The 19989-nt window shown below is 69.0% G+C and carries 15 protein-coding genes, 1 tRNA gene and 1 other RNA gene; 7 read left to right on the top strand and 10 right to left on the bottom strand.

Annotation, left to right across the window (positions count from 1 at the left end; all coding sequences use genetic code 11):
• Positions 1-6: 6 nt before the first annotated feature.
• The gene (locus B0B14_RS06740; RefSeq protein ID WP_143733646.1) at positions 7-1293 is read right to left on the bottom strand and encodes a hypothetical protein; all 1287 of its coding nucleotides are present in this window, start codon (positions 1291-1293) and stop codon (positions 7-9) included.
• Positions 1294-1415: 122 nt separating this feature from the next.
• Here B0B14_RS06740 and B0B14_RS06735 point away from each other — a divergent pair, with 122 nt between their 5' ends.
• Positions 1416-2126 (top strand): DUF4191 family protein, encoded by a 711-nt coding sequence (locus tag B0B14_RS06735; RefSeq protein WP_076680667.1) that lies wholly within the window; start codon positions 1416-1418, stop codon positions 2124-2126.
• Between the two features lie 34 nt (positions 2127-2160).
• Here B0B14_RS06735 and B0B14_RS06730 read toward each other — a convergent pair whose 3' ends face one another.
• Complete coding sequence (locus B0B14_RS06730; protein ID WP_076680666.1) at positions 2161-2592, bottom strand: RDD family protein; 432 nt, start codon at positions 2590-2592, stop codon at positions 2161-2163.
• Positions 2593-2725: 133 nt separating this feature from the next.
• Between B0B14_RS06730 and glnA (B0B14_RS06725) the strand changes: the two genes are divergently transcribed.
• Positions 2726-4150: a type I glutamate--ammonia ligase gene (glnA, locus tag B0B14_RS06725; protein ID WP_076680665.1), complete on the top strand. Its 1425-nt coding sequence runs from the start codon at positions 2726-2728 to the stop codon at positions 4148-4150.
• 87 nt (positions 4151-4237) lie between these two features.
• Here glnA (B0B14_RS06725) and B0B14_RS06720 read toward each other — a convergent pair whose 3' ends face one another.
• From B0B14_RS06720 to B0B14_RS06705, 4 genes are read right to left on the bottom strand one after another with little or no spacing between them, the layout of a single operon-like run.
• Positions 4238-4543, bottom strand: coding sequence for a hypothetical protein (locus tag B0B14_RS06720; protein ID WP_076680664.1), 306 nt, complete (start codon positions 4541-4543; stop codon positions 4238-4240).
• Positions 4544-4600: 57 nt separating this feature from the next.
• Positions 4601-7606, bottom strand: coding sequence for a bifunctional [glutamine synthetase] adenylyltransferase/[glutamine synthetase]-adenylyl-L-tyrosine phosphorylase (locus tag B0B14_RS06715; RefSeq protein ID WP_076680663.1), 3006 nt, complete (start codon positions 7604-7606; stop codon positions 4601-4603).
• An 18-nt stretch (positions 7607-7624) separates the two neighbouring features.
• Positions 7625-8962, bottom strand: coding sequence for a type I glutamate--ammonia ligase (glnA, locus tag B0B14_RS06710; RefSeq protein WP_076680662.1), 1338 nt, complete (start codon positions 8960-8962; stop codon positions 7625-7627).
• Between the two features lie 35 nt (positions 8963-8997).
• Complete coding sequence (locus tag B0B14_RS06705; protein ID WP_076680661.1) at positions 8998-9219, bottom strand: hypothetical protein; 222 nt, start codon at positions 9217-9219, stop codon at positions 8998-9000.
• 83 nt (positions 9220-9302) lie between these two features.
• On the opposite strand from B0B14_RS06705, the gene ppgK reads away from it, so the two are divergent.
• Positions 9303-10079, top strand: coding sequence for a polyphosphate--glucose phosphotransferase (ppgK, locus tag B0B14_RS06700; RefSeq protein WP_076680660.1), 777 nt, complete (start codon positions 9303-9305; stop codon positions 10077-10079).
• A gap of 40 nt (positions 10080-10119) precedes the next feature.
• On the opposite strand, the gene rnpB is transcribed toward ppgK, so the two are convergent.
• Positions 10120-10495: RNase P RNA component class A (gene rnpB, locus B0B14_RS06695), an RNA gene on the bottom strand.
• Between the two features lie 152 nt (positions 10496-10647).
• Between rnpB and B0B14_RS06690 the strand changes: the two genes are divergently transcribed.
• Positions 10648-11328 carry an LPXTG cell wall anchor domain-containing protein gene (locus tag B0B14_RS06690; protein WP_076680659.1) on the top strand — a complete coding sequence of 227 codons (681 nt, stop codon included), beginning with the start codon at positions 10648-10650 and terminating at the stop codon, positions 11326-11328.
• 16 nt (positions 11329-11344) lie between these two features.
• Positions 11345-13117: a DUF4012 domain-containing protein gene (locus B0B14_RS06685; RefSeq protein ID WP_179085274.1), complete on the top strand. Its 1773-nt coding sequence runs from the start codon at positions 11345-11347 to the stop codon at positions 13115-13117.
• Positions 13118-13119: 2 nt separating this feature from the next.
• Here B0B14_RS06685 and B0B14_RS06680 read toward each other — a convergent pair whose 3' ends face one another.
• The 3 genes from B0B14_RS06680 to mgtE are packed head-to-tail and all read right to left on the bottom strand — an operon-like array spanning position 13120 to position 16981.
• The gene (locus B0B14_RS06680) at positions 13120-14859 is read right to left on the bottom strand and encodes a bifunctional 3'-5' exonuclease/DNA polymerase (RefSeq protein ID WP_143733645.1); all 1740 of its coding nucleotides are present in this window, start codon (positions 14857-14859) and stop codon (positions 13120-13122) included.
• A 15-nt stretch (positions 14860-14874) separates the two neighbouring features.
• The gene (locus B0B14_RS06675) at positions 14875-15606 is read right to left on the bottom strand and encodes a zinc ribbon domain-containing protein (protein ID WP_076680657.1); all 732 of its coding nucleotides are present in this window, start codon (positions 15604-15606) and stop codon (positions 14875-14877) included.
• A gap of 28 nt (positions 15607-15634) precedes the next feature.
• A complete protein-coding gene (gene mgtE, locus B0B14_RS06670) occupies positions 15635-16981 on the bottom strand; it encodes a magnesium transporter (protein ID WP_076680656.1) in 1347 nt (448 codons plus the stop codon).
• A 71-nt stretch (positions 16982-17052) separates the two neighbouring features.
• Between mgtE and B0B14_RS06665 the strand changes: the two genes are divergently transcribed.
• Positions 17053-17125, top strand: a tRNA-Val gene (locus B0B14_RS06665).
• Positions 17126-17255: 130 nt separating this feature from the next.
• Complete coding sequence (aceE, locus tag B0B14_RS06660) at positions 17256-19985, top strand: pyruvate dehydrogenase (acetyl-transferring), homodimeric type (protein ID WP_076680655.1); 2730 nt, start codon at positions 17256-17258, stop codon at positions 19983-19985.
• Positions 19986-19989 lie beyond the last annotated feature (4 nt).

The raw sequence follows: 19989 nt of genomic DNA, 5'->3' as shown, positions 1-19989 counted from the left end.
AACCGATCATGGCTGCTCCGCGACGTCGTGCACGTCGCGGAGCAGCCATTTTCCGTCGGTGAGCACCATCACCACCAGCTGACCCGCGGATGTCCCTGCGGCCGGCATGACGCGCAGCACAGCGACTCCCCCGAAGTCGTCGATCAACGCCGCGCTGCGCTCGTCGGACGCCAGATCGATCGCACCCGAGGGGAAGACCGTCGCGGCATCCGCCACGACCTCGACGAGGCACTCCTCGGCTCCTGCGCACGCCGCGCGACGGTCGAGCAGGTCGGTCACGATGTCCGTCAGCGCCGCCTCGGGCGCCGCCACCCCGTCGACGGCCCCGGAGGTGTTCGGTGACGGCGGAGCCGGTGAGTCTGGCGGCATCGGGTCGGCCGTGCGGGAGACGGACGGCACGGGCTCATCGGCGGCCGACGGCACGAGGGCAGCTCCCCCGACGATCGCGACGGCGATGGCCCCGGCAGCCAGCCACGGACCTGTTCGGCGCCGGGTCGTGGGGCGCGGACGGCGGAAGCGGCGCCACACCCCCGTCGTCACCTGCGAGACGGCGTCTGCGAGGTCTGCATCCACATGCCGCACGAGCGTGCCCCAGAGGCCGCGGGACTCGACGGCGTCGCTCGCCGCGGGTTCGCCGTCGCGGTGCGCCGAGAGTGTGCGGGCATGCCGCGGGGCGAACGCCGTCAGCGCGACGGGCTCTGCTGCGGCCAGACCGAACAGACGCTCCTCGAGTCGCTCCGCCTCGCGCAGGAGCCGCTCTCTGTCGAGGACGAGCGCGGCCGCGTCCGCGAGCGGCCCGGCGAGACGCGCCGTGTCGCGCGACAGCGCATCGAGTGTGCGCGATGCGCTCAGCTCGGCGGAATCCCCCCGCGGGAGAGCGGCGTACACGGGCCGAGCGTCGTCCGTCATCCACCACTCGCCCGAGGTCGCCGGCTCCAGTGCGCTGCAGCCGCGAAGGAGGCTGACCGCGATCGTGAGACGCTCGCCGTCGGTGAGTGCCGCTCCGGAGGCCTCCCGACGCGAGATGACGTCGTCGAGCCTCTCGCGGCAGACCGGAAGGGCGACGAGGTGGCCCTGCGCTGTGCGCAGGACGTCGAGCGGTCCGATCACGTGTCCGTCACCGGGAGCGCTCCACCCGGCCCACCCCACCCCGAGATCTTCGGCATCGACGAGGAGGCACGACCGATCGGTGGGCAGCACGGCGAGGTCTCCGCTCCACGGGGACTCGGGCGGGCCCGCCAGGCGACGGATCGTGCGCACATCGCGCAGGAGTCCATCATCGGCGTTCGTCATGCTCCGAGCCTCGATGCTCACCGGCGCGGAGACCATCCGGCGCTGTCCGCCTGTGGAGAACCTCGACTGTGCGGCCCCTGAGGAGGATCGAGTGAGAGAGCCGGAAAAGGTAGGCTGGGCGCATGGCAGCGCGCACCACGGCCCCGGAGAAGCGTCCGGGGTTCTTCCGTCAGATCGGCACCCTCTACTCCTTCACGCAGAAGGAGTACACCTGGCTGCCGTTCCTGCTTGCGGGCATCCTGGCCCTGGGCGTCGTCATCGGCATCGGCATCGGATTCCTGATCCCGCCGTTCGCGATCTGGAGCATCATCCTCTGGGCCGTCACGGGTCTCATGCTCGGTGTGCTCGGCTCGATGATGACCATGACCCGCCTGTCGACGAGTGCGATGTACAAGAAGCTCGACGGCATGCCCGGCGCCGCCGGTCACGTGCTCTCCACCTCTCTCGGTCGCAAGTGGCAGTCCAGTGAGATGCCTGTCGGGGTCAACCCCAAGACGCAGGAGGCGGTCTACCGTGCCGTGGGCCGCGGCGGCGTCGTCATCGTCGGCGAGGGCGCGCGCGGTCGCCTCACGCGTCTCGTGAACGAGGAGCGCTCGAGGGTGCAGCGCGTCGCGACGGGTGTCCCCGTGCACGTCTTCTACGTCGGACACGGCGACGACGAGGTCACGATCGCGAAGCTGTCGTCCACGATCAAGTCGCTTCCCAAGAAGATCGACCGCTCCACGATGGCCGCGGTCATCAAGCGCATCGACTCGGTGTCTCAGGGTCTGTCGTCGCTGCCGATCCCCAAGGGCATCGATCCCACGAAGGTCCGCGCTCCCCGTCCTCGCTGAGCGGACCTGCGTTGTCCGGTGATCCGGACGGGTCTCAGGTGCGGACGAGGACCGTTCCCGCCAGCTGATCGTGCAGCCCTCGGTGATCCGAGTTCCAGATCACCGCGGGCAGGACGAGCATCAGGAGCACGGTGCGCACGACCGGGCGCCAGACGCCCGTCCAGCCTCCCGTCACGCGCATCAGGCGCATGCCGAGGATGCGGTGTCCGGGGCTCCCGCCGAGCGTCGGGATGAAGATGATCTGGATGACGAAGAACACGATGTTCGACGCCAACGGCTCGGGGAATCGCACGCCCGTCGCGGGATCGACGTACGAGAAGAACGCATAGGCGATCAGCGCCGCAGCGGCGAGATCGATCAGCAGGGCGAGGACGCGACGACCCAGTTTCGCGATGCTGCCCGCGCCGTCGCGGGGAAGTCCGAGCCGCTCACCCGGAAACGAGCTTGCAGGGAGGGCATCAGACATCCATCCAGCCTAATCGGGGAGGCGTAACATCCCTGAAACACGGGAGATACTGGGGAGCAACGCCTTCTCGCTACGGTCGGAAAGACCCGCTCGGCGGTTCGCAGTTCCCGATGCCCTACCTCATGGAGCTTTCATGTTCAAAGACTCGTCCGAGGTTCTGAAGTTCATCAAGGAAGAGGACGTCAAGTTCCTCGACATCCGTTTCACGGATCTTCCCGGTGTTCAGCAGCACTTCAACATTCCCGCTTCGACCGTCGACGAGGAGTTCTTCACCGTCGGCCAGCTGTTCGACGGCTCCTCGATCCGAGGCTTCGCGAACATCCACGAGTCGGACATGCAGCTGATCCCGGACGTCACGACGGCGTACCTCGACCAGTTCCGCGAGGCGAAGACGCTGGTCATGATCTTCGACATCTACAACCCGCGCAACGGCGAGATCTATCACAAGGACCCGCGTCAGGTCGCCAAGAAGGCCGAGAAGTACCTCGCCTCGACCGGCATCGCCGACACGGCGTTCTTCGCCCCCGAGGCCGAGTTCTACATCTTCGACGACGTCCGCTACGAGGTCACGCAGAACTCGAGCTTCTACAGCGTCGACTCCGAGGAAGGCGCCTGGAACACGGGCCGGGTCGAAGAGGGCGGCAACCTCGCCAACAAGACCCCCTACAAGGGCGGCTACTTCCCCGTCAGCCCGGTCGACAAGACGGCCGACCTCCGCGACGACATCACCCTGAAGCTCATCGAGGCCGGGTTCACGCTCGAGCGCTCGCACCACGAGGTGGGCACCGGCGGTCAGCAGGAGATCAACTACCGCTTCGACACCATGGTGCACTCGGCGGACGACATCCTGAAGTTCAAGTACATCGTCAAGAACACCGCCGAGCAGTGGGGCAAGGTCGCGACCTTCATGCCCAAGCCGCTCTTCGGCGACAACGGCTCGGGTATGCACACGCACCAGTCGCTGTGGCTCGACGGCAAGCCCCTCTTCTACGACGAGAAGGGCTACGGCGGACTCTCCGACACCGCGCGCTGGTACATCGGCGGTCTGCTCGCCCACGCTCCGGCCGTGCTCGCGTTCACCAACCCGACGATCAACTCGTACAAGCGACTCGTCAAGGGCTACGAGGCTCCGGTCAACCTGGTCTACTCGGCCGGCAACCGCTCGGCGGCGATCCGCATCCCGATCACGGGCTCCAACCCCAAGGCCAAGCGCATCGAGTTCCGGGCGCCGGATGCCTCGGGCAACCCGTACCTCGCCTTCGCGGCGCAGATGATGGCCGGCCTCGACGGCATCCTGAACCGCATCGAGCCGCACGAGCCGGTCGACAAGGACCTGTACGAGCTTCCCCCCGAGGAGGCGAAGAACATCCCGCAGGTTCCGAACTCGCTGCTCGACTCGCTCGAGGCGCTCCGCGCCGACAACGAGTTCCTCACGCGCGGCAACGTGTTCACGCCCGAGCTCATCGAGACGTGGATCGAGTACAAGATCGAGAACGAGATCAAGCCGATCGCCGCTCGTCCCCACCCGTTCGAGTACGAGCTGTACTTCGGCGTCTGATCCCGCCATTCGAAAGGGCCCTCACCGCGGACGCGGTGGGGGCCCTTTCGGCGCGGTGGCTGCCTCAGTCGTCACGCGGGTGTCTCGTCATGAGCTGCTGATCATGCTCGCGACGACGATGAGTACGATGCAGACCCCGAGGGCGATGACGAGCCCGGTCCGGGGGAATCGCGCGGATCTCGCGCGACGCGCGATGGCAAGTATTCCCAGGATGATGCCGATGACGACGATCGCGGCCGGGACGATCGCGACGACGTATCCGTATGTCATGCCCGCCACCCACGAGGCGCCGAATCCGGAGCCGATCATGAACGGGATGACGAACAGGCCCGCGAAGATCCACATGATCGCCGTCGCGCGGTCCTCAGCCTCAGGGTCGGCGCCTGTCTTCATGGACCGACCGTATCGGTCGGATGCCGAGGACGACAGAGCGATCGACGGGGCGACGGCTCAGCCGTAGAAGAGCTTCTCGAAGACCCGACGGGCACGCCGCGATACGCCCATCCAGTCCTCCTCGACCTGGGTCGCCGAGCGAGGGGCGTACTCCAGCAGCCGCCCGATCCCATCCAGTCGCTTGCGGTCGGTCGGCAGCACGTCGCTCGTCTGCCCCGACAGCAGGGTGTTCGCCGACCTCAGACGGCTGGCGAGGCGCCAGGCGTCGGCGAGACGGTCTGTCGCGGCATCCGTGATCAGACCGGCCTCCTGAGCCGAGCGCAGCGCACCGAGGGTCGAGGTCGTACGCATGCCCTTCACGGCATGCGCGTGCTCCAGTTGCAGGAGCTGCACGAGCCACTCGACGTCACTCAGGCCGCCGGGTCCGAGCTTGAGGTGCAGCCGGGGGTCGGCGCCCTGCGGCAGTCGCTCGTTCTCGACACGCGCCTTGATGCGTTTGATCTCACGGAGAGCCTGAGGGTCGACGGATGCCGGATACCGCACGTCGTCGGCGAGGGCTGCGAAGCGGCGAAGGAGCTTGACGCTGCCGGCGACTCCCCGGGCACGCAGGAGCGCCTGCGCCTCCCACGAGAGCGACCACCGACGGTAGTACTCGGCGTACGCATCGAGTGAGCGGGCGAGGGGTCCGTTGCGGCCTTCGGGTCGCAGATCGGCGTCGAGGTCGAGGGGCACGCGCTGATCCTCGGAGTGCTGGCGCAGCGCCGTCACGACCTTGAGAGCGAGCTCATGCGCGCGCTGAGGCTCGAGGCCGTTCGCGTCGTAGACGTACATGACGTCGGCGTCGGAGCCGAACCCGAGCTCTCCCCCGCCGAATCGGCCCATCGCGATCACCGAGAAGTCGAGTGCGCGATCCTCCTCGGGGACGACGTCGCGCCAGACGGCCCGCAGCGTCGCCTGGATCGTGACCTCGGTGACGGTCGTGAGCGACTTCGCCATCTCCTCGACGGTGATGACGCCCAGGACGGCTCCCATGGCGGTGCGCAGCAGCTCGCGGCGGCGCAGGGCGCGAACGGCCCGCATGGCGTCGCCGATCGTCTCGTGCCGCGTCTGGATCGCTCGCGCCTCCTCCTGCATCGCGACGCCCGTCCGCGGCCGGAGGAGTTCGGGATCGTCCAGCCAGGCGGCCGACTCGGGGATCCATTCGATCAGCTCCCCCACGTAGCGCGACCCCGACAGGACGCGGGTCAGGTTCTCGGCAGCCCCCGACGAATCGCGGAGCATCCGCAGGAACCACGGCGTGCTGCCGAGTCGTTCGCTGAGTCGCCGGAAGGAGAGGAGCCCGTAGTCGGGATCGACCCCGTCGGCGAACCAGCGGAGCATGATCGGCATGAGGTGCCGCTGGATCGTCGCCTTGCGGCTCAGACCGCTCGTGAGGGCGGCGATGTGCCGCAGGGCGCCGACCGGATCGGTGAATCCGATGGCGGCGAGGCGGTCGTGCGCCTGCGCCGCCGACAGCGCGCGTTCGTCGGGCGAGAGCGACGCGACGGCGGAGAGCAGCGGCCGGTAGAAGAGCCGCACATGGATGTCGCGGACTTCGCGCTTGACCGACTCCCACCGCTCCCAGACATCCGGCCCGCTGTCGGCGAGCTTCGTGGCGCGCGCGAGCACGCGGAGATCCTCGGGTCGCTCGGGCATGAGGTGCGTGCGGCTCAGGTGCTTGAGCTGCATCCGGTGCTCGAGCAGCCGGAGGATGCGGTAGTCGCGCGAGAACGCGGCTGCTTCCGGTCGCCCGATGTATCCCTCGGCGACGAGCGCGTCGAGGGCTTCGAGCGTGCCCCGCTGTCGGATGCGGTCATCGGCGAGTCCGTGGACGAGCTGGAGGAGCTGGACCGTGAACTCGATGTCGCGGATGCCACCCGGGCCGAGCTTGATCTGGAAGGGGACGTCGGCGGCGGGGATGTGCTCCATGACCCGCTCGCGCATGCGCTGCACGCTGTCGACGAAGTTCTCGCGCGCGGCGCTCGTCCAGATCTTGGGCTGAACCGCGCGCACGTACTCGGCGCCGAGGCCGGGGTCGCCGGCGATCGGACGTGCCTTCAGCAGCGCCTGGAACTCCCAGCTCTTGGCCCATCGGTCGTAGTACGACAGATGGGAGTCCAGCGTGCGCACGAGCGCTCCCTGCTTGCCCTCGGGGCGCAGGTTGGCGTCGACCTCCCACAGGGGAGGCTCGATCTCGATGCTCGAGATCCCGCGCATCGTCTGCACGGCGAGCCGCGTGGCGATGTCGACGATCCGGCTCTCCCCGATCGACTCGAGCGCGTCGTCGTCGGCGCCGCCCACGAAGATCACGTCGACGTCGCTGACGTAGTTGAGCTCGCGTGCCCCGGTCTTGCCCATGCCGATGATCGCGAGCTTCGCGGCGGCGACCTGGTCGCGGGGGAAGAGGCCGGCACCGGCGCTCCCTCCCGAGACGCGGGTGCGCGCGACGCAGAGCGAGGCTTCCAGCGCCGCGCCGGCGGCATCCGCGAGACGTGCGGCGACGACGTCGATCTCGTCGACGGGGGCGTTGCTCAACAGGTCGAAGGCAGCGATGCGCGCGAGGACGCGCCGATAGCGGACGCGCAGGGCGACCCAGGCGTCCTCTCCCCCGGACTCCGAGAATCCGTCGTCGGCGCCGACGGATTCGAGCAGGGTCGCGAGAAGCTCGTCGGGTGACGGCAGTTCGCTGCCGGCATCCTTCAGATGGGCGAGCTCGCGCGGCTGTCGCAGGAAGAAGTCGGCGAAGCCCGTCGAGGCGCCCAGCAGCGCCCAGAGCGCCCGCCGACCCTGGGGGTCGCGCAGGACGGCGCCGACCGCCGGCGCGTCGCGACGCGCGACGCGCGCCAGCGCCGAGAGTGCGGCATCCGGATCGGCCGCATCCGTCGACGCGTCGAGAAGTGCCTCGCGATCCATGCCGAGATCGCGCTCGAGCTCGAGGAGGAGGGATTCGGCGTCTTCGAGGCGGCCGAAGCCGCGCCGTGCGAGCCCGGTGAGAGCCGAGGACCGCCGTTCGCTCGTGGACATCGTCGCGCAGGCCGAGGCCTAGAGCATCTCGAGGTTGCTCTTCAGTTCGAAGGGCGTCACCTGCGAGCGGTACTCCTGCCACTCCTTGCGCTTGTTGAGCAGCACGTAGTTGAACACCTGCTCGCCGAGGGTCTCTGCGACGAGCTCGGACTCCTCCATGTACTCCAGCGCGTGGTCCAGGCTCGCCGGCAGCGGCGCGTACCCGAGCGCGCGGCGCTCGGAGTCCGTCAGCGACCAGACGTTGTCTTCCGCCTCCGGAGGCAGCTCGTAGCCCTCCTCGATGCCCTTGAGGCCCGCCGCGAGCAGCAGGGCGTAGGCCAGGTACGGATTCGCGGCGGAGTCGAGGGCGCGGTACTCCACGCGCGACGACTGGCCCTTGCTGGGCTTGTACATCGGCACGCGCACGAGAGCGGAGCGGTTGTTGTGGCCCCACGTGATGAAGCTCGGGGCCTCGTCGCCGCCCCAGAGGCGCTTGTACGAGTTGACGAACTGGTTCGTGACGGCCGAGATCTCGTTCGCGTGGCGGAGGAGCCCGGCGATGAACTGACGGCCGGTCTTGGAGAGCTGGTACTGCGCACCCTCCTCGTAGAACGCGTTCATGTCGCCCTCGAACAGCGACATGTGCGTGTGCATGCCGCTGCCCGGCTTGCCGCCGAGCGGCTTCGGCATGAAGGTCGCATAGACGCCCTGCTCGATCGCGACCTCCTTGATCACGGTGCGGAACGTCATGATGTTGTCGGCTGTGGCGAGCGCGTCGGCGTACCGCAGGTCGATCTCGTTCTGTCCGGGGCCGCCCTCGTGGTGGCTGTACTCCACCGAGATGCCGAGGTCTTCCAGCATCCGGACCGACCGCCGACGGAAGTCGTGGGCCGTTCCGCCCGGCACGTTGTCGAAGTACCCCGCGGAATCCACCGGCTCGGGGCCGTCGGCGCCGAACTGCGACGACTTCAGCAGGTAGAACTCGATCTCGGGGTGCGTGTAGAACGTAAACCCCGCGTCGGCCGCCTTCGCGAGGGCGCGCTTGAGGACGTGCCGCGGATCGGCGACGGCCGGCTGTCCGTCGGGCGTCGTGATGTCGCAGAACATGCGCGCCGTCGGGTCGATCTCACCGCGCCACGGAAGGGTCTGGAACGTCGTGGGGTCGGGGTGGGCGAGCAGGTCCGACTCGTACGAGCGGGTCAGGCCCTCGATCGCGGAGCCGTCGAAGCCGAGTCCCTCCGCGAAGGCGCCCTCCACCTCCGCCGGTGCGATGGCGACCGACTTGAGGGTGCCGATGACGTCGGTGAACCAGAGCCGGACGAACTTGACACCCCGCTCCTCGATCGTCCGCAGAACGAAGTCACGCTGCTTGTCCATCGAATCCTCTCCGGTGCCGGGTCGCCGTGCTCAGACTAGTCGTCGGCGCCGGGTTCGCCGGGCGCCGAGCCCCACTGATCGTCACGGGCCTCGTCGTCCGCCCATGCCTTCGAGCGCTCCCGGATGACCTCGGGGGCCTTGGCAGCCTCTTCGGCGGTGTCGAACGGGCCGGCGCGGTCGACCGAGGGCGACTCGAAGCCCTTCTCGACCTCGCCCGTCTTGAGGTTGAACCAGTACTTCTCGCTGTCGCTCGCCACGTCTACTCCAGTCGGCTTGTACCCGTCGGTGGGTGCTCTCCTGTCGATCCTACTGATCGCCCGCGCCTGGATAGGCTGAGCGCATGGCAGCGAAGACGACGCACGCGGTCGGCGTGGACATCGGCGGCACGGGCATCAAGGCGGGCATCGTCGATCTCGACGCCGGACAGCTCGCGAGCGACCGCGTGAAGGTCGCGACACCCGCGGGCGCGGAGCCCGACGACGTGCTGCGGGCGGTGCGTCAGGTGCTGGACACCCTGGGTGTCGCCGACGACGCGAGCGTCGCGCTCGGGGTGGCCTTCCCCGCGATCGTCAAGCGCGGGCGCACGCTGTCGGCGGCGAACGTCTCGGACAAGTGGATCGGATTCGAAGCGGAGAAGTTCTTCGAGGACGGCCTCGGTCGCGAGATCCACTTCGCGAACGACGCGGATGTCGCCGGCGTCGCGGAGGTGCGGTACGGCGCCGCGAAGGGCGTCGACGGTCTCGTCATCCTCACGACCCTCGGCACGGGGATCGGCTCCGCTCTCATCTACGACGGAGTGCTCGTGCCCAACTCCGAGCTCGGTCACGTGCAGCGCGCGAAGCACGGGAAGGATGCCGAGGCCTACGCGGCGTACTCCGCGTTCGAGCGCGAAGGTCTGACGTGGGAGAAGTGGGCTGCGCGCCTGCAGTGGTACTACAGCCACATCGAGTTCCTGTTCAGCCCGGACCTGTTCATCGTCGGCGGCGGAGTCTCCAAGCATGCGCAGAACTTCCTGCCCCTGCTGGAGCTCGGCACGCCGATCGTCCCGGCTGTGCACCGCAACAACGCGGGGATCATCGGAGCCGCCGCCCTCGCGCGGACGGGCGACGTGGCCTGACGATCCAGGATGCCTCCGGCGAGGCATCCGGAGTATGGGGCGAATGGGCCGGTCTGTACGCCGGGTTCTGTTCCGGGGCCGAAGCCCCTTCGATGATCATCTCTCTCGGCGACACGTTGCCGTGCCGCTCCAGCGGCCTACCCGGGGACTCGGCGAGCCGCGTCAACATCCCCTGTCTGGCCTTGCTCCGGGCGAGGTTTACCCTGCGGATCGCGTCACCGCGACCCCGGTGGTCTCTTACACCACCCTTTCACCCTTACCGCCCGGCCTCTCGGCCCGGCGGCGGTCTTCTCTCTGTGGCACTGTCTCGCGGATCGCTCCGGGTGGGTGTTACCCACCGCCCTGCCCTGTGGAGCCCGGACGTTCCTCGGCGCGACACGGCGGACCGTGCGCGACGCGATCATCCAACCGACCCATTCGCTCGAGCGAGTCTACGCGGAGCCCAGGTCACGAATCCGAAACACGACGCCGCGAAACGGAGGTATTCATCCGGCCCGAGTGGTACTCTCATCACCGACGGGTCCTTTTGGGGAGGATCCGCACTGAGAGCCTTTGGGGAGGCTGTCGAATGCGCAAGTTCATGCTTTCCGCAGCTGTAGTCGCTGCACTGTTCATCGCCGCACCGTTCGCCGCCACCGCGGCCAGTGCGCAGACCGGGGACTCCCCGTCGCCGTCGCTGTCGGCGAGCCAGTATCCGCCGGACAAGCCGACTCGGCCGTCACTGGCGGGCTCGAGCGTCGTGCCCGCCTGCGAGCAGGACGTGCCGTGGATCAGCTACGAGGTCGTCCTGACCGACCCGAACAACCTGTCCACCGGCAACACGGCCACGCTCGTCCTGACGGACGGCACCAACACCGAGTCGATTCCTCTCGGCACCCTGGTCAACAACCGGCTCTCGGGCACGGTCCTGTGGCCGGGTGCGTCCGTCGGACCCGACGGGCGCGGCAACGGCTGGCCGGGGTGGACGACCGACGCCAACGGCGAGTTCGTCGAAACCACCGGCAACTTCGCCTGGACGCGCGGGAATATCTCGGCCACCATCGAGGTGAACCCGACGATCTCGGTCGCGCTCGAGTACCCGCCCGCGACCGTCGTCTGCGCCAACCCTCCGGGCAAGCAGGGCAGCGGTGCGGGTGCACTTCCCGCGACCGGCATGAGCGCCTACGTCGTGCCGCTCGGCGTGGCCGGCGGCGTCGCCGCGATCGCCGGTGTCGTGCTGCTCGTCGCCCGCCGGCGCACGCGGGCTTGATTCGATGACGACCGCGATGACTGCGCGTCCGCCGCGTAGGCGTCGCATCGTGCTGTGGTCGATCGCCGGCGGGCTCCTGCTCGTTCTGCTCGGCGCAGGGATCTGGCTGGGCGTGCGCGCCGTGCAGGCGCAGGCCGAGCTGAAGGCTCTCGCCCCACTGGTGGACGATCTCCGCGACGCGGCCGTCGACCGCAACTTCGCGACAATCGAGCAGATCGCCGATGAAGTCGGCACGCGCGCCTCGCGGGCAGCAGACCTTACGGGCGATCCTGTCTGGCGCGCCGCGGAGATCGTTCCGTTCGCAGGGCCGAACCTGACGGCCGTGCGCGTCGTCTCGCGGCAGCTCGCCGAGATGTCTGATGCTGGCGTGCAGCCGCTGCTCGACGTGCTCGGTGTCTTCGACGGGGCATCGCTCCTAGACGCGGGCAAGGTCGATCTCGCGCTGATCGAGCAGGCGCAGGCCCCGCTCCAGCGCGCCGCCGGTACGTTTTCGACGGCGGCGTCCGAACTCGACGCGCTCGAGACCGCGAACGTGATCGCCGATGTGCGCGAGGCGGTGGTCATGCTCCAGGGAGCCGTCCACACCGCCGCCGACGCGACCGCTTCTGCGCGCGACGCCGCCGACCTCCTCCCGTCCCTCCTGGGCGCCGACGGCCCGCGCACGATCCTTCTGATGTTCCAGAACAACGCCGAACTGCGTACGGGCGGCGGCATCACAGGTTCGTTCACGCAGTTCGATGCGGTGGACGGCGCGGTCTCCCTCGTCGCTCAGGCATCGTCCAGTGACTTCCCGCGGCTTGCCGATCCGATCATCGAGACGCCGGCAGCGGACGTCGGGTTCTTCGGCGATGAAGTCGGCACGTTCGTCCAGAACATCACGATGACCACGGACTTCGCGTACTCAGCCGATCTCGCCGTCGCCTGGTGGCAGCAGCGCACGGGTGTGACACCGGATGCGGTCGTGGCCATCGATCCGCTCGTCATCCGGTCTGTCATCGCCGTGACCGGAGGCGTTCCGCTCCCTGACGGTACCGTGCTCACCGCCGACGACTTTGTGGAGACCCTCTTCGTCGATCCGTACCGTACCCTCGACGAGAGGCAACAGACCGAACTTCAAGAGGCCGTGACCGCGGCGACTTTCGAGCACGTCCTACAAGGAGGCATCTCGCCGCTCGACTGGATCGGGGCGCTCACCGAGCCGGTTCAAGAGGGCAGATTGTCGTTGTCGCTGTCCGATCCGACCGCCGGCGCGCTTGTCTCCGACCCCGTTCTGGGCGGCTCAGGCGCGCGACACGCGGCGGCTCCCGGAGACGCGTTCGCCGTGTGGCTCAACGATACCGGTGGGGGGAAGATGGGGACCTTTCTGACCACCGCCATCCAGCCTCAGATCTCGGTCTGTCGGGCGGACGGACTGACCGACGTGACCATCTCGGTAACGCTCACCAACACGGCGCCCGCGGATGCAGCCTCGCTGCCCGACAGTGTGACCGGTGGTGGTTTCTTCGGTGTCTCCCCCGGCGACATCGGCACCAATGTCAGCGTGGCCGCTCCCAAGGGATTCCTCTCCGGAGGAGTGACCGCGGGAGCGGAACGACTGCTCACTGTCGAGGCCGACGACCGCGGATTCCCCACGAGTCTCGTGAACGTGGTGCTCGCACCGGGTCAGACCCGAACGGTCGACTTCCGCTTCACATCGCCGACGGCCGCCACCGTCGAGCCCACCATCCTGCACACACCGCTCATCGAGAAGCCTGCCGTCGGAGAGGTCACCTCCATCCCCTGCGGCTGACCCTACGACTTCGCTGCGCTGGCCGCGATCCGCAGGTCGAGCGGGAAGTCGAGCGGGATCTCTCCGAACAGCAGTCGCGTTGCGGCATCCGCGGCCTCCCGGGCGGCCGCTGCCGCGGCCTCGGCGTGGACAGCCGGGGTGTGGATGATGACCTCGTCGTGCAGGAAGAGGGCGAGGTGCGGACGCGCCAGGAAGACCGGCCCTGAGCGCGGCGCAGCATCCGGAGCCTCCACGGGAGGAAGCGCGTTCAGGCGCATGCGCAGGTCGGCGAGCCAGGCGAGCGCCCACTCGGCCGCCGTTCCCTGCACCACGAAATTGCGGGTGAACCGGCCGCGATCGCGTGCCCAGCGCCGCGCGCGGTTCTCCTCGACGACGGATGCCGAGGACTCGGTCGCGCGGGACTGCACCGCGGTCCACTCGGCGGACGGGGGCGGAGACGTGCGGCCGAGCCACGTCGTCACGACTCCCCCGTCCTCGCCGATGCGCGCCGCGTCGTCGACGAGCGCCATCGCGCGTGGGAAGGTCTTGCGCAGCCGCGGGACGAGTCTCCCGCTGTCGCCCGTGGTGGCTCCGTACATCGCGCCCAGCATCGCGATCTTCGCCTCCGCGCGCGTGCCCACCGCGCCCGTCGAGACGATGCCCTCGTACAGATCGCGGCCGCGTGCGGCATCCGCCAGTCCCGTGTCGCGCGACATCGCGGCCAGGACGCGGGGCTCGAGCTGAGCGACGTCGGCGACGACCAGCCGCCACCCCGGGTCGGCGCGGACGACGTCGCGGAGGCTGCGCGGAAGCTGCAGCGCTCCTCCGCCCGACGACGCCCATCGGCCCGTCACGACACCTCCCGGAACGTAGACGGGGCGGAATCTGCCGTCGCGCACCCACTCGGCGAGCCATGTCCACCCGTTCGCGGACTGCAGGCGCACGAGCTGCTTGTACCGGAGGAGCGGTTCGATCACCGGATGCCGTTGCTCGGCCAGCTCCCACTTCGATGTGGACTCGACCAGGACGCCGACGCGGTGCAGCGCCCGAAGAAGCTTGGGCTGGGAGTCCAGACTCGCGGCGGGATCGCCGAGCTCCGCGCGGACCCGGGCGGCGAGCTGCTCGACGCGCGCAGGCGGACCGCCACCGACGGGACGCTCCCCCAGGATCTCGGTGAGGATGCGGTCGTGCGCCTGCGCGTCCCACGGCAGTCCCGCGGCCCGCAGCTCGGCCGCCACGAGTGCGCCGGCGGACTCGGCGGCGACGAGCAGCCTGAGGCGGCCGGACTCGGCCGATGCAGCCAGGGCTGCGCGCTGCCGCGAGAACTCCGCGATCGCGTCGTCGATCGTGGTCGGCAGGCCCGCCGCGGAGTCGTCGGTCTCGACCCACTCGAACAGGGCCGGGGCGCCGGCACCCGCCGCCTGCTCGGCGAGCGACGGAGCATCCCACGCGGATGCGGCGCGCAGCCCGGCGTCGTCGACGACGAGCGCGGAGTCGCGGAGGATGGCGTGCGCGAGCCGGAGGTCGTGACACCGCGCGATCCGCACGCCGGCATCGAGCAGCGGCGCGCACCAGGCGGGCGCGTCGTTCCACACCCACCGTGGAGCGTGGCCGGTCTCGATGCGGGCGACCTCGTCGATCCAGGCCGATTCCTCGAACGACGCGCGCTCGAGTTCGACGCCGGTCGCGTCGAGGACCGCAGCCGTGACCCCGTCGCCCGTCCGGCCGAGGACGATCCAGGATGCGGCGTCAGCCCTGTCCACGACCGGTCGACGGCATCACAGGCCCGACTCCTCCGTGCGCACGAGGATGCAGCCGCATTCGGGGCACGTCACCACCGCGTCGGGCTTGGCCTGGCGGATCGCATTCATGTCGGTGCCCGAGAGCACCATGCGGCAGCCTTCGCACGTGTTGCGCTGCAGGAGTCCCGCACCGACTCCGCGGGCGGCGACGCGGTCGTACATCGCGAGGAGCGCGGCATCGATCCCGGCCGCGACCGCACCGCGGTCGCGGGTGGCCTGTTCGAACGACGCGGTCGCCTCGGCGACGACGCGCTTCGCCTCGGCGCTCAGCTCGGCGCCCTCGGCGTTCGTCGCGGCGATGAGCGCCTCCTGCTCGGCGACAGCGGTATCCGCCTGCTCGAGACGGTCCATGAGCTCGAGCTCGACGTCTTCGAGGTCGCTCTTGCGCTTGGCGAGCGACGTGAGCTCGGACTCGAAGCCGGCGACCTCCTTCGTGTTGGACGATCCGGCGAGACGCTGCTGGTCGCGGGCGATCCGGGCATCGACCACGGAGACGTCGGATTCGAGGCGCGAGATCTCGGTACGCAGGTCGTCGCGGGCACCGAGCCGCACGGTCAGCTCCTGCGACAGCTGCTGACGACGGGCGAGGAGCTCCTGAACGCGGGCGCCCTGTGGCGGGCTCTTGCGCATCTGGTCGGCCTGCCGGATGCGGACATCGAGGTCGGCGAGGTCGAGGAGACGGCGCTGATCGGCGGGGCTGGCATTCACGTGTCCAAACTACCGCCCGCAGCCGACGTCAGAGGCCCAGGATCCAGGTGGCCACCGCGAAGTAGATGATCAGGCTCGTCGCATCGCAGAACGTCGAGATGAACGGCGTGCTGAACACAGCGGGGTCGGCGCGCACCGCGCGGGCCAGCATCGGCATCGCACCGCCGACCGTCGCGGCCAGCGTGCAGATCGCGACGAGGGTGACTCCGAGCACGAGGCCGAGCTCCCAGCCGAAGACGATGCTCCCCAGTCCGAAGCCCAGGATGCCGAGCAGCCCGCCGAGCGTGAGGCCCACGCGCACTTCGCGCCAGGCCACCGACAGGACGTCGCGCTGATGCACTTCCCCCATCGCGAGGGCACGGGTGACCGTCGTCGCCGCCTGAGAGCCCGTGTTGCCCGCGGTGCCCGTCAGGAGGGGGATGAAGAGGGCGAGTGTCACGACCTCCTCCAGGGTCGCTTCGAACACGCCGAGCACCTGGACGGTGAGTAGCGCCGAGATCGCCAGGACGAGGAGCCAGACGACCCGCGAGCGCACGATCCCGAGCACCGGAGTGGTCAGGTACGGGCGTCCGAGGGGTTCGGACGCGCCCTGTCGTGCCGCATCCTCGTCCTCCGCCGTCTCGAGGATGCGCGAAGCGTCGTCGATCGTCAGGATGCCGAGGAGCCGATCCTCGGTGTCGACCACGGGGGCGGCGAGCACCTGCGCGTCGACGAGGCTGCGTGCCGCGGGCTCGGCGCCGTCGTGGGCGTGCACGTGGATGGCCTCGGTCATGACATCGGACACGAGCGTGTCGCCCGGTCGCATGACGAGGTCGCGGAGCCCGACGACGCCGAGCACGCGCCGTTCGGTGTCGGTCACGGGCAACGTGTAGACGGTCTCGGCGTCGGTGCCGCGGTGCCGCACGTGCGTCAACGCGTCACCCACCGTCAGCTGCGGCTGCAGACGGACGTACTCCGTGCTCATGTAGCGACCGATCGATCCCTTCGGATACCCGAGGATCGGCGCCGTGAGGTCGCGCTCCGCCGGGGACAGCCCGCGCATGAGCTTCTGCGCGACCCCCGCGGGAAGCTCGTCGACGAGCTGTGCCCGGTCGTCGGGGTCGAGTTCCTCGAAGAGCCGTGTGACGTCGTCGTCGCGGAGACCGCTGAACAGTTCGGCACGCAGCCCCGGCTCGAGCAGCTCGAAGACCTCGAGCGCGCGATCCCGCGGCAGCAGCCGGTAGATCACCGCACGATCCGCGGCGTCCTCGCGCTCGAGCTGGCGCACGAGCATGACGGCATCGTGCTCGGCGATGAGCTCCGAGAGGGCGGCGAGATCGCGCCGCCGGAGAGGAGCGGCGAGGGATGCGGAGAACGCGTCGAATTCTTCGTCCATGCGCGCATCCTGTCAGATCCGGATGACGCAGCGGGATGCCTCGCGACGCGACGGCCCTAGAATCGGGGCGCGGGCCTTTAGCTCAGCTGGTAGAGCGCCACGTTTACACCGTGGATGTCGTCGGTTCGATCCCGGCAGGGCCCACCGCATATCCGTTCCGCGACCTCCGGGAGTCGCTAGGCTGATTACCGATGCGTTGTGCGTGCTGAACAAAGCCACGCGCATCAGAAGCCCCATTCCCTGGCATGACCTGCCAGATGACGAAAGGTCTCTTGTGACTGTCAACGACCAGGATCCGTACTCCCAGGGCCCCCTCGACAGCGATCCCGACGAGACGGCGGAGTGGCAGGAGTCGCTCCAGCAGCTCGTCGACGCCAAGGGCTCCGGCCGCGGCCGCGAGATCATGCTGAGCCTCCTGCACACGTCGCACGAGCTGCAGCTCAACGTGCCGCAGGTTCCGACGACCGACTACATCAACACGATCGCGCCGGAGAACGAACCCGAGTTCCCCGGTGACGAAGAGGTCGAGCGCCGCTATCGCCGCTGGCTCCGCTGGAACGCCGCGATGACGGTTCACCGCGCGCAGCGCCCCGGCATCGGCGTCGGCGGTCACATCTCGACCTACGCGTCGTCGGCCTCGCTGTACGAAGTGGGCTTCAACCACTTCTTCCGCGGCCTCGACGATCCCACCGGCGGCGACCAGATCTTCATCCAGGGCCACGCCTCCCCCGGCATCTACGCCCGCTCGTTCCTCGAGGGCCGCCTCAGCGAAGCGCAGCTCGACGGGTTCCGTCAGGAGAAGTCGCGGGCGCCCGAGGGCATCTCGTCGTACCCGCACCCGCGCCTCATGCCGGACTACTGGCAGTTCCCGACCGTGTCGATGGGTCTCGGTCCGATCAACGCCGTGTACCAGGCGATGACGAACAAGTACCTCACCAACCGGGGCATCCTCGACCGTTCCGAATCGCGCGTCTGGGCCTTCCTCGGCGACGGCGAGATGGACGAGGTGGAGAGCCGCGGCCAGCTGCAGGTCGCAGCGAACGAGGGCCTCGACAACCTGACCTTCGTCGTCAACTGCAACCTCCAGCGCCTCGACGGCCCGGTGCGCGGCAACGGCAAGATCATCCAGGAGCTGGAGAGCTTCTTCCGCGGTGCCGGCTGGAACGTCATCAAGGTCGTCTGGGGCCGTGGCTGGGACGAGCTGCTCGAGAAGGACGACGACGGCGCCCTCGTGCGCCTCATGAACTCGACCCCCGACGGCGACTTCCAGACGTACCGCGCGGAGGACGGCAAGTTCATCCGCGATCACTTCTTCGCCCGTGACGAGCGCACGGCCGCCATGGTGAAGGACTGGTCCGACGACGACATCTGGGGGAAGCTCCGCCGCGGCGGGCTCGACTACCAGAAGGTCTACGCGGCCTACAAGACGGCTACGGAGCACAAGGGCCAGCCCACCGTCATCCTGGCCAAGACGATCAAGGGCTACGGCCTGGGCCACCACTTCGAGGGCCGCAACGCGACCCACCAGATGAAGAAGATGACCCTCGAGGATCTCAAGCACTTCCGCGACTCGATGCGCATCCCGGTCTCCGACGCCCAGCTCGAGGAGAACCCGTACCTGCCGCCGTACTACAACCCCGGCGCGCAGGACGAGACGATCCAGTACATGCTCGAGCGTCGCCGCGCACTCGGCGGATTCCTCCCCGAGCGCCGCGTCACGAACGTGCCGATCACCCTCCCCGACGACAGCGTGTACGCACTGCCGAAGAAGGGCTCCGGCACGCAGGAGGTCGCCACAACGATGGCCTTCGTGCGTCTGCTGAAGGACCTCCTGCGCGCGAAGGACTTCGGCCACCGCATCGTGCCGATCATCCCCGACGAGGCCCGCACGTTCGGCATCGACGCGTTCTTCCCGACCGCGAAGATCTACAACCCGAACGGCCAGAACTACACCTCGGTCGACCGTGAGCTCCTCCTGGCCTACAAGGAGAGCCCGCAGGGCCAGATCATGCACGTCGGCATCAACGAGGCGGGTGCCGTGGCGGCGTTCACCGGCACCGGCACGTCGTACGCGACGCACGGCGAGCCGCTGATCCCGATCTACGTCTTCTACTCGATGTTCGGGTTCCAGCGCACGGGCGACGCGCAGTGGGCTGCCGGCGACCAGATGGCGCGCGGCTTCATCATCGGCGCGACGGCGGGCCGCACCACCCTGACGGGTGAGGGCCTCCAGCACGCCGACGGCCACTCGCACCTGCTCGCCTCGACCAACCCCGCCACGGTGTCGTACGACCCCGCTTTCGGCTACGAGATCGCCCACATCGTGCGCTCGGGCCTGGAGCGCATGTACGGCGGAAACCACCCCGACCCCGACGTCATGTACTACGTCACGGTGTACAACGAGCCCTACGTGCAGCCGGCCGAGCCCGAGAACGTGGACGTGGACGGCATCGTCCGCGGCATCCATCGCATCTCCGTGGGCGAGGGAGACGGACCCCGCGTCCAGCTCCTCGCCTCGGGTGTCGGCGTGCAGTGGGCGCTCGAGGCCCAGACGCTGCTCAAGAACGACTGGGGCGTGATCGCCGACGTGTGGTCGGTCACGTCGTGGACGGAGCTGCGCCGCGACGGCCTCGCCGCCGACGAGCACAACTTCCTGCACCCGAGCGAAGAGCCGCGCACGGCGTACCTCACCGAGAAGCTGCGCGATGCGCAGGGTCCGGTGATCGCCGTCAGCGACTTCATGCACGCCGTGCAGGATCAGATCCGGCCGTGGGTCCCGCAGCGCTTCGCGGCGCTCGGCGCCGACGGGTTCGGCTTCTCCGACACGCGGGCCGCGGCACGTCGCTTCTTCAAGATCGACGGTCCGTCGGTGGTCGTGCGCACGCTGCAGTCGCTCGCCGACGAGGGCGCGGTCGACCGCGGCCTCTCGCAGCAGGCGATCGACAAGTACCGTCTGCACGATGTGTCGGCCGGCACCAGCGGCAACGCGGGCGGCGAGAGCTGATCCA

The sequence above is a fragment of the Microbacterium sp. RU33B genome (genome assembly GCF_900155915.1).
In the GTDB taxonomy this organism is placed as follows: Bacteria; Actinomycetota; Actinomycetes; order Actinomycetales; family Microbacteriaceae; genus Microbacterium.
This window is presented reverse-complemented; position numbering and strand designations above follow the sequence as displayed.

Excerpts from the sequence above, each read along its gene's own strand:
- B0B14_RS06740 (WP_143733646.1), bottom strand. The coding sequence starts at position 1,293 with ATGACGAACGCCGATGATGGACTCCTGCGCGATGTGCGCACGATCCGT.
- B0B14_RS06735 (WP_076680667.1), top strand. The coding sequence starts at position 1,416 with ATGGCAGCGCGCACCACGGCCCCGGAGAAGCGTCCGGGGTTCTTCCGT.
- B0B14_RS06730 (WP_076680666.1), bottom strand. The coding sequence starts at position 2,592 with ATGTCTGATGCCCTCCCTGCAAGCTCGTTTCCGGGTGAGCGGCTCGGA.
- glnA (WP_076680665.1), top strand. The coding sequence starts at position 2,726 with ATGTTCAAAGACTCGTCCGAGGTTCTGAAGTTCATCAAGGAAGAGGAC.
- B0B14_RS06720 (WP_076680664.1), bottom strand. The coding sequence starts at position 4,543 with ATGAAGACAGGCGCCGACCCTGAGGCTGAGGACCGCGCGACGGCGATC.
- B0B14_RS06715 (WP_076680663.1), bottom strand. The coding sequence starts at position 7,606 with ATGTCCACGAGCGAACGGCGGTCCTCGGCTCTCACCGGGCTCGCACGG.
- glnA (WP_076680662.1), bottom strand. The coding sequence starts at position 8,962 with ATGGACAAGCAGCGTGACTTCGTTCTGCGGACGATCGAGGAGCGGGGT.
- ppgK (WP_076680660.1), top strand. The coding sequence starts at position 9,303 with ATGGCAGCGAAGACGACGCACGCGGTCGGCGTGGACATCGGCGGCACG.
- B0B14_RS06690 (WP_076680659.1), top strand. The coding sequence starts at position 10,648 with ATGCGCAAGTTCATGCTTTCCGCAGCTGTAGTCGCTGCACTGTTCATC.
- B0B14_RS06685 (WP_179085274.1), top strand. The coding sequence starts at position 11,345 with ATGACTGCGCGTCCGCCGCGTAGGCGTCGCATCGTGCTGTGGTCGATC.
- mgtE (WP_076680656.1), bottom strand. The coding sequence starts at position 16,981 with ATGGACGAAGAATTCGACGCGTTCTCCGCATCCCTCGCCGCTCCTCTC.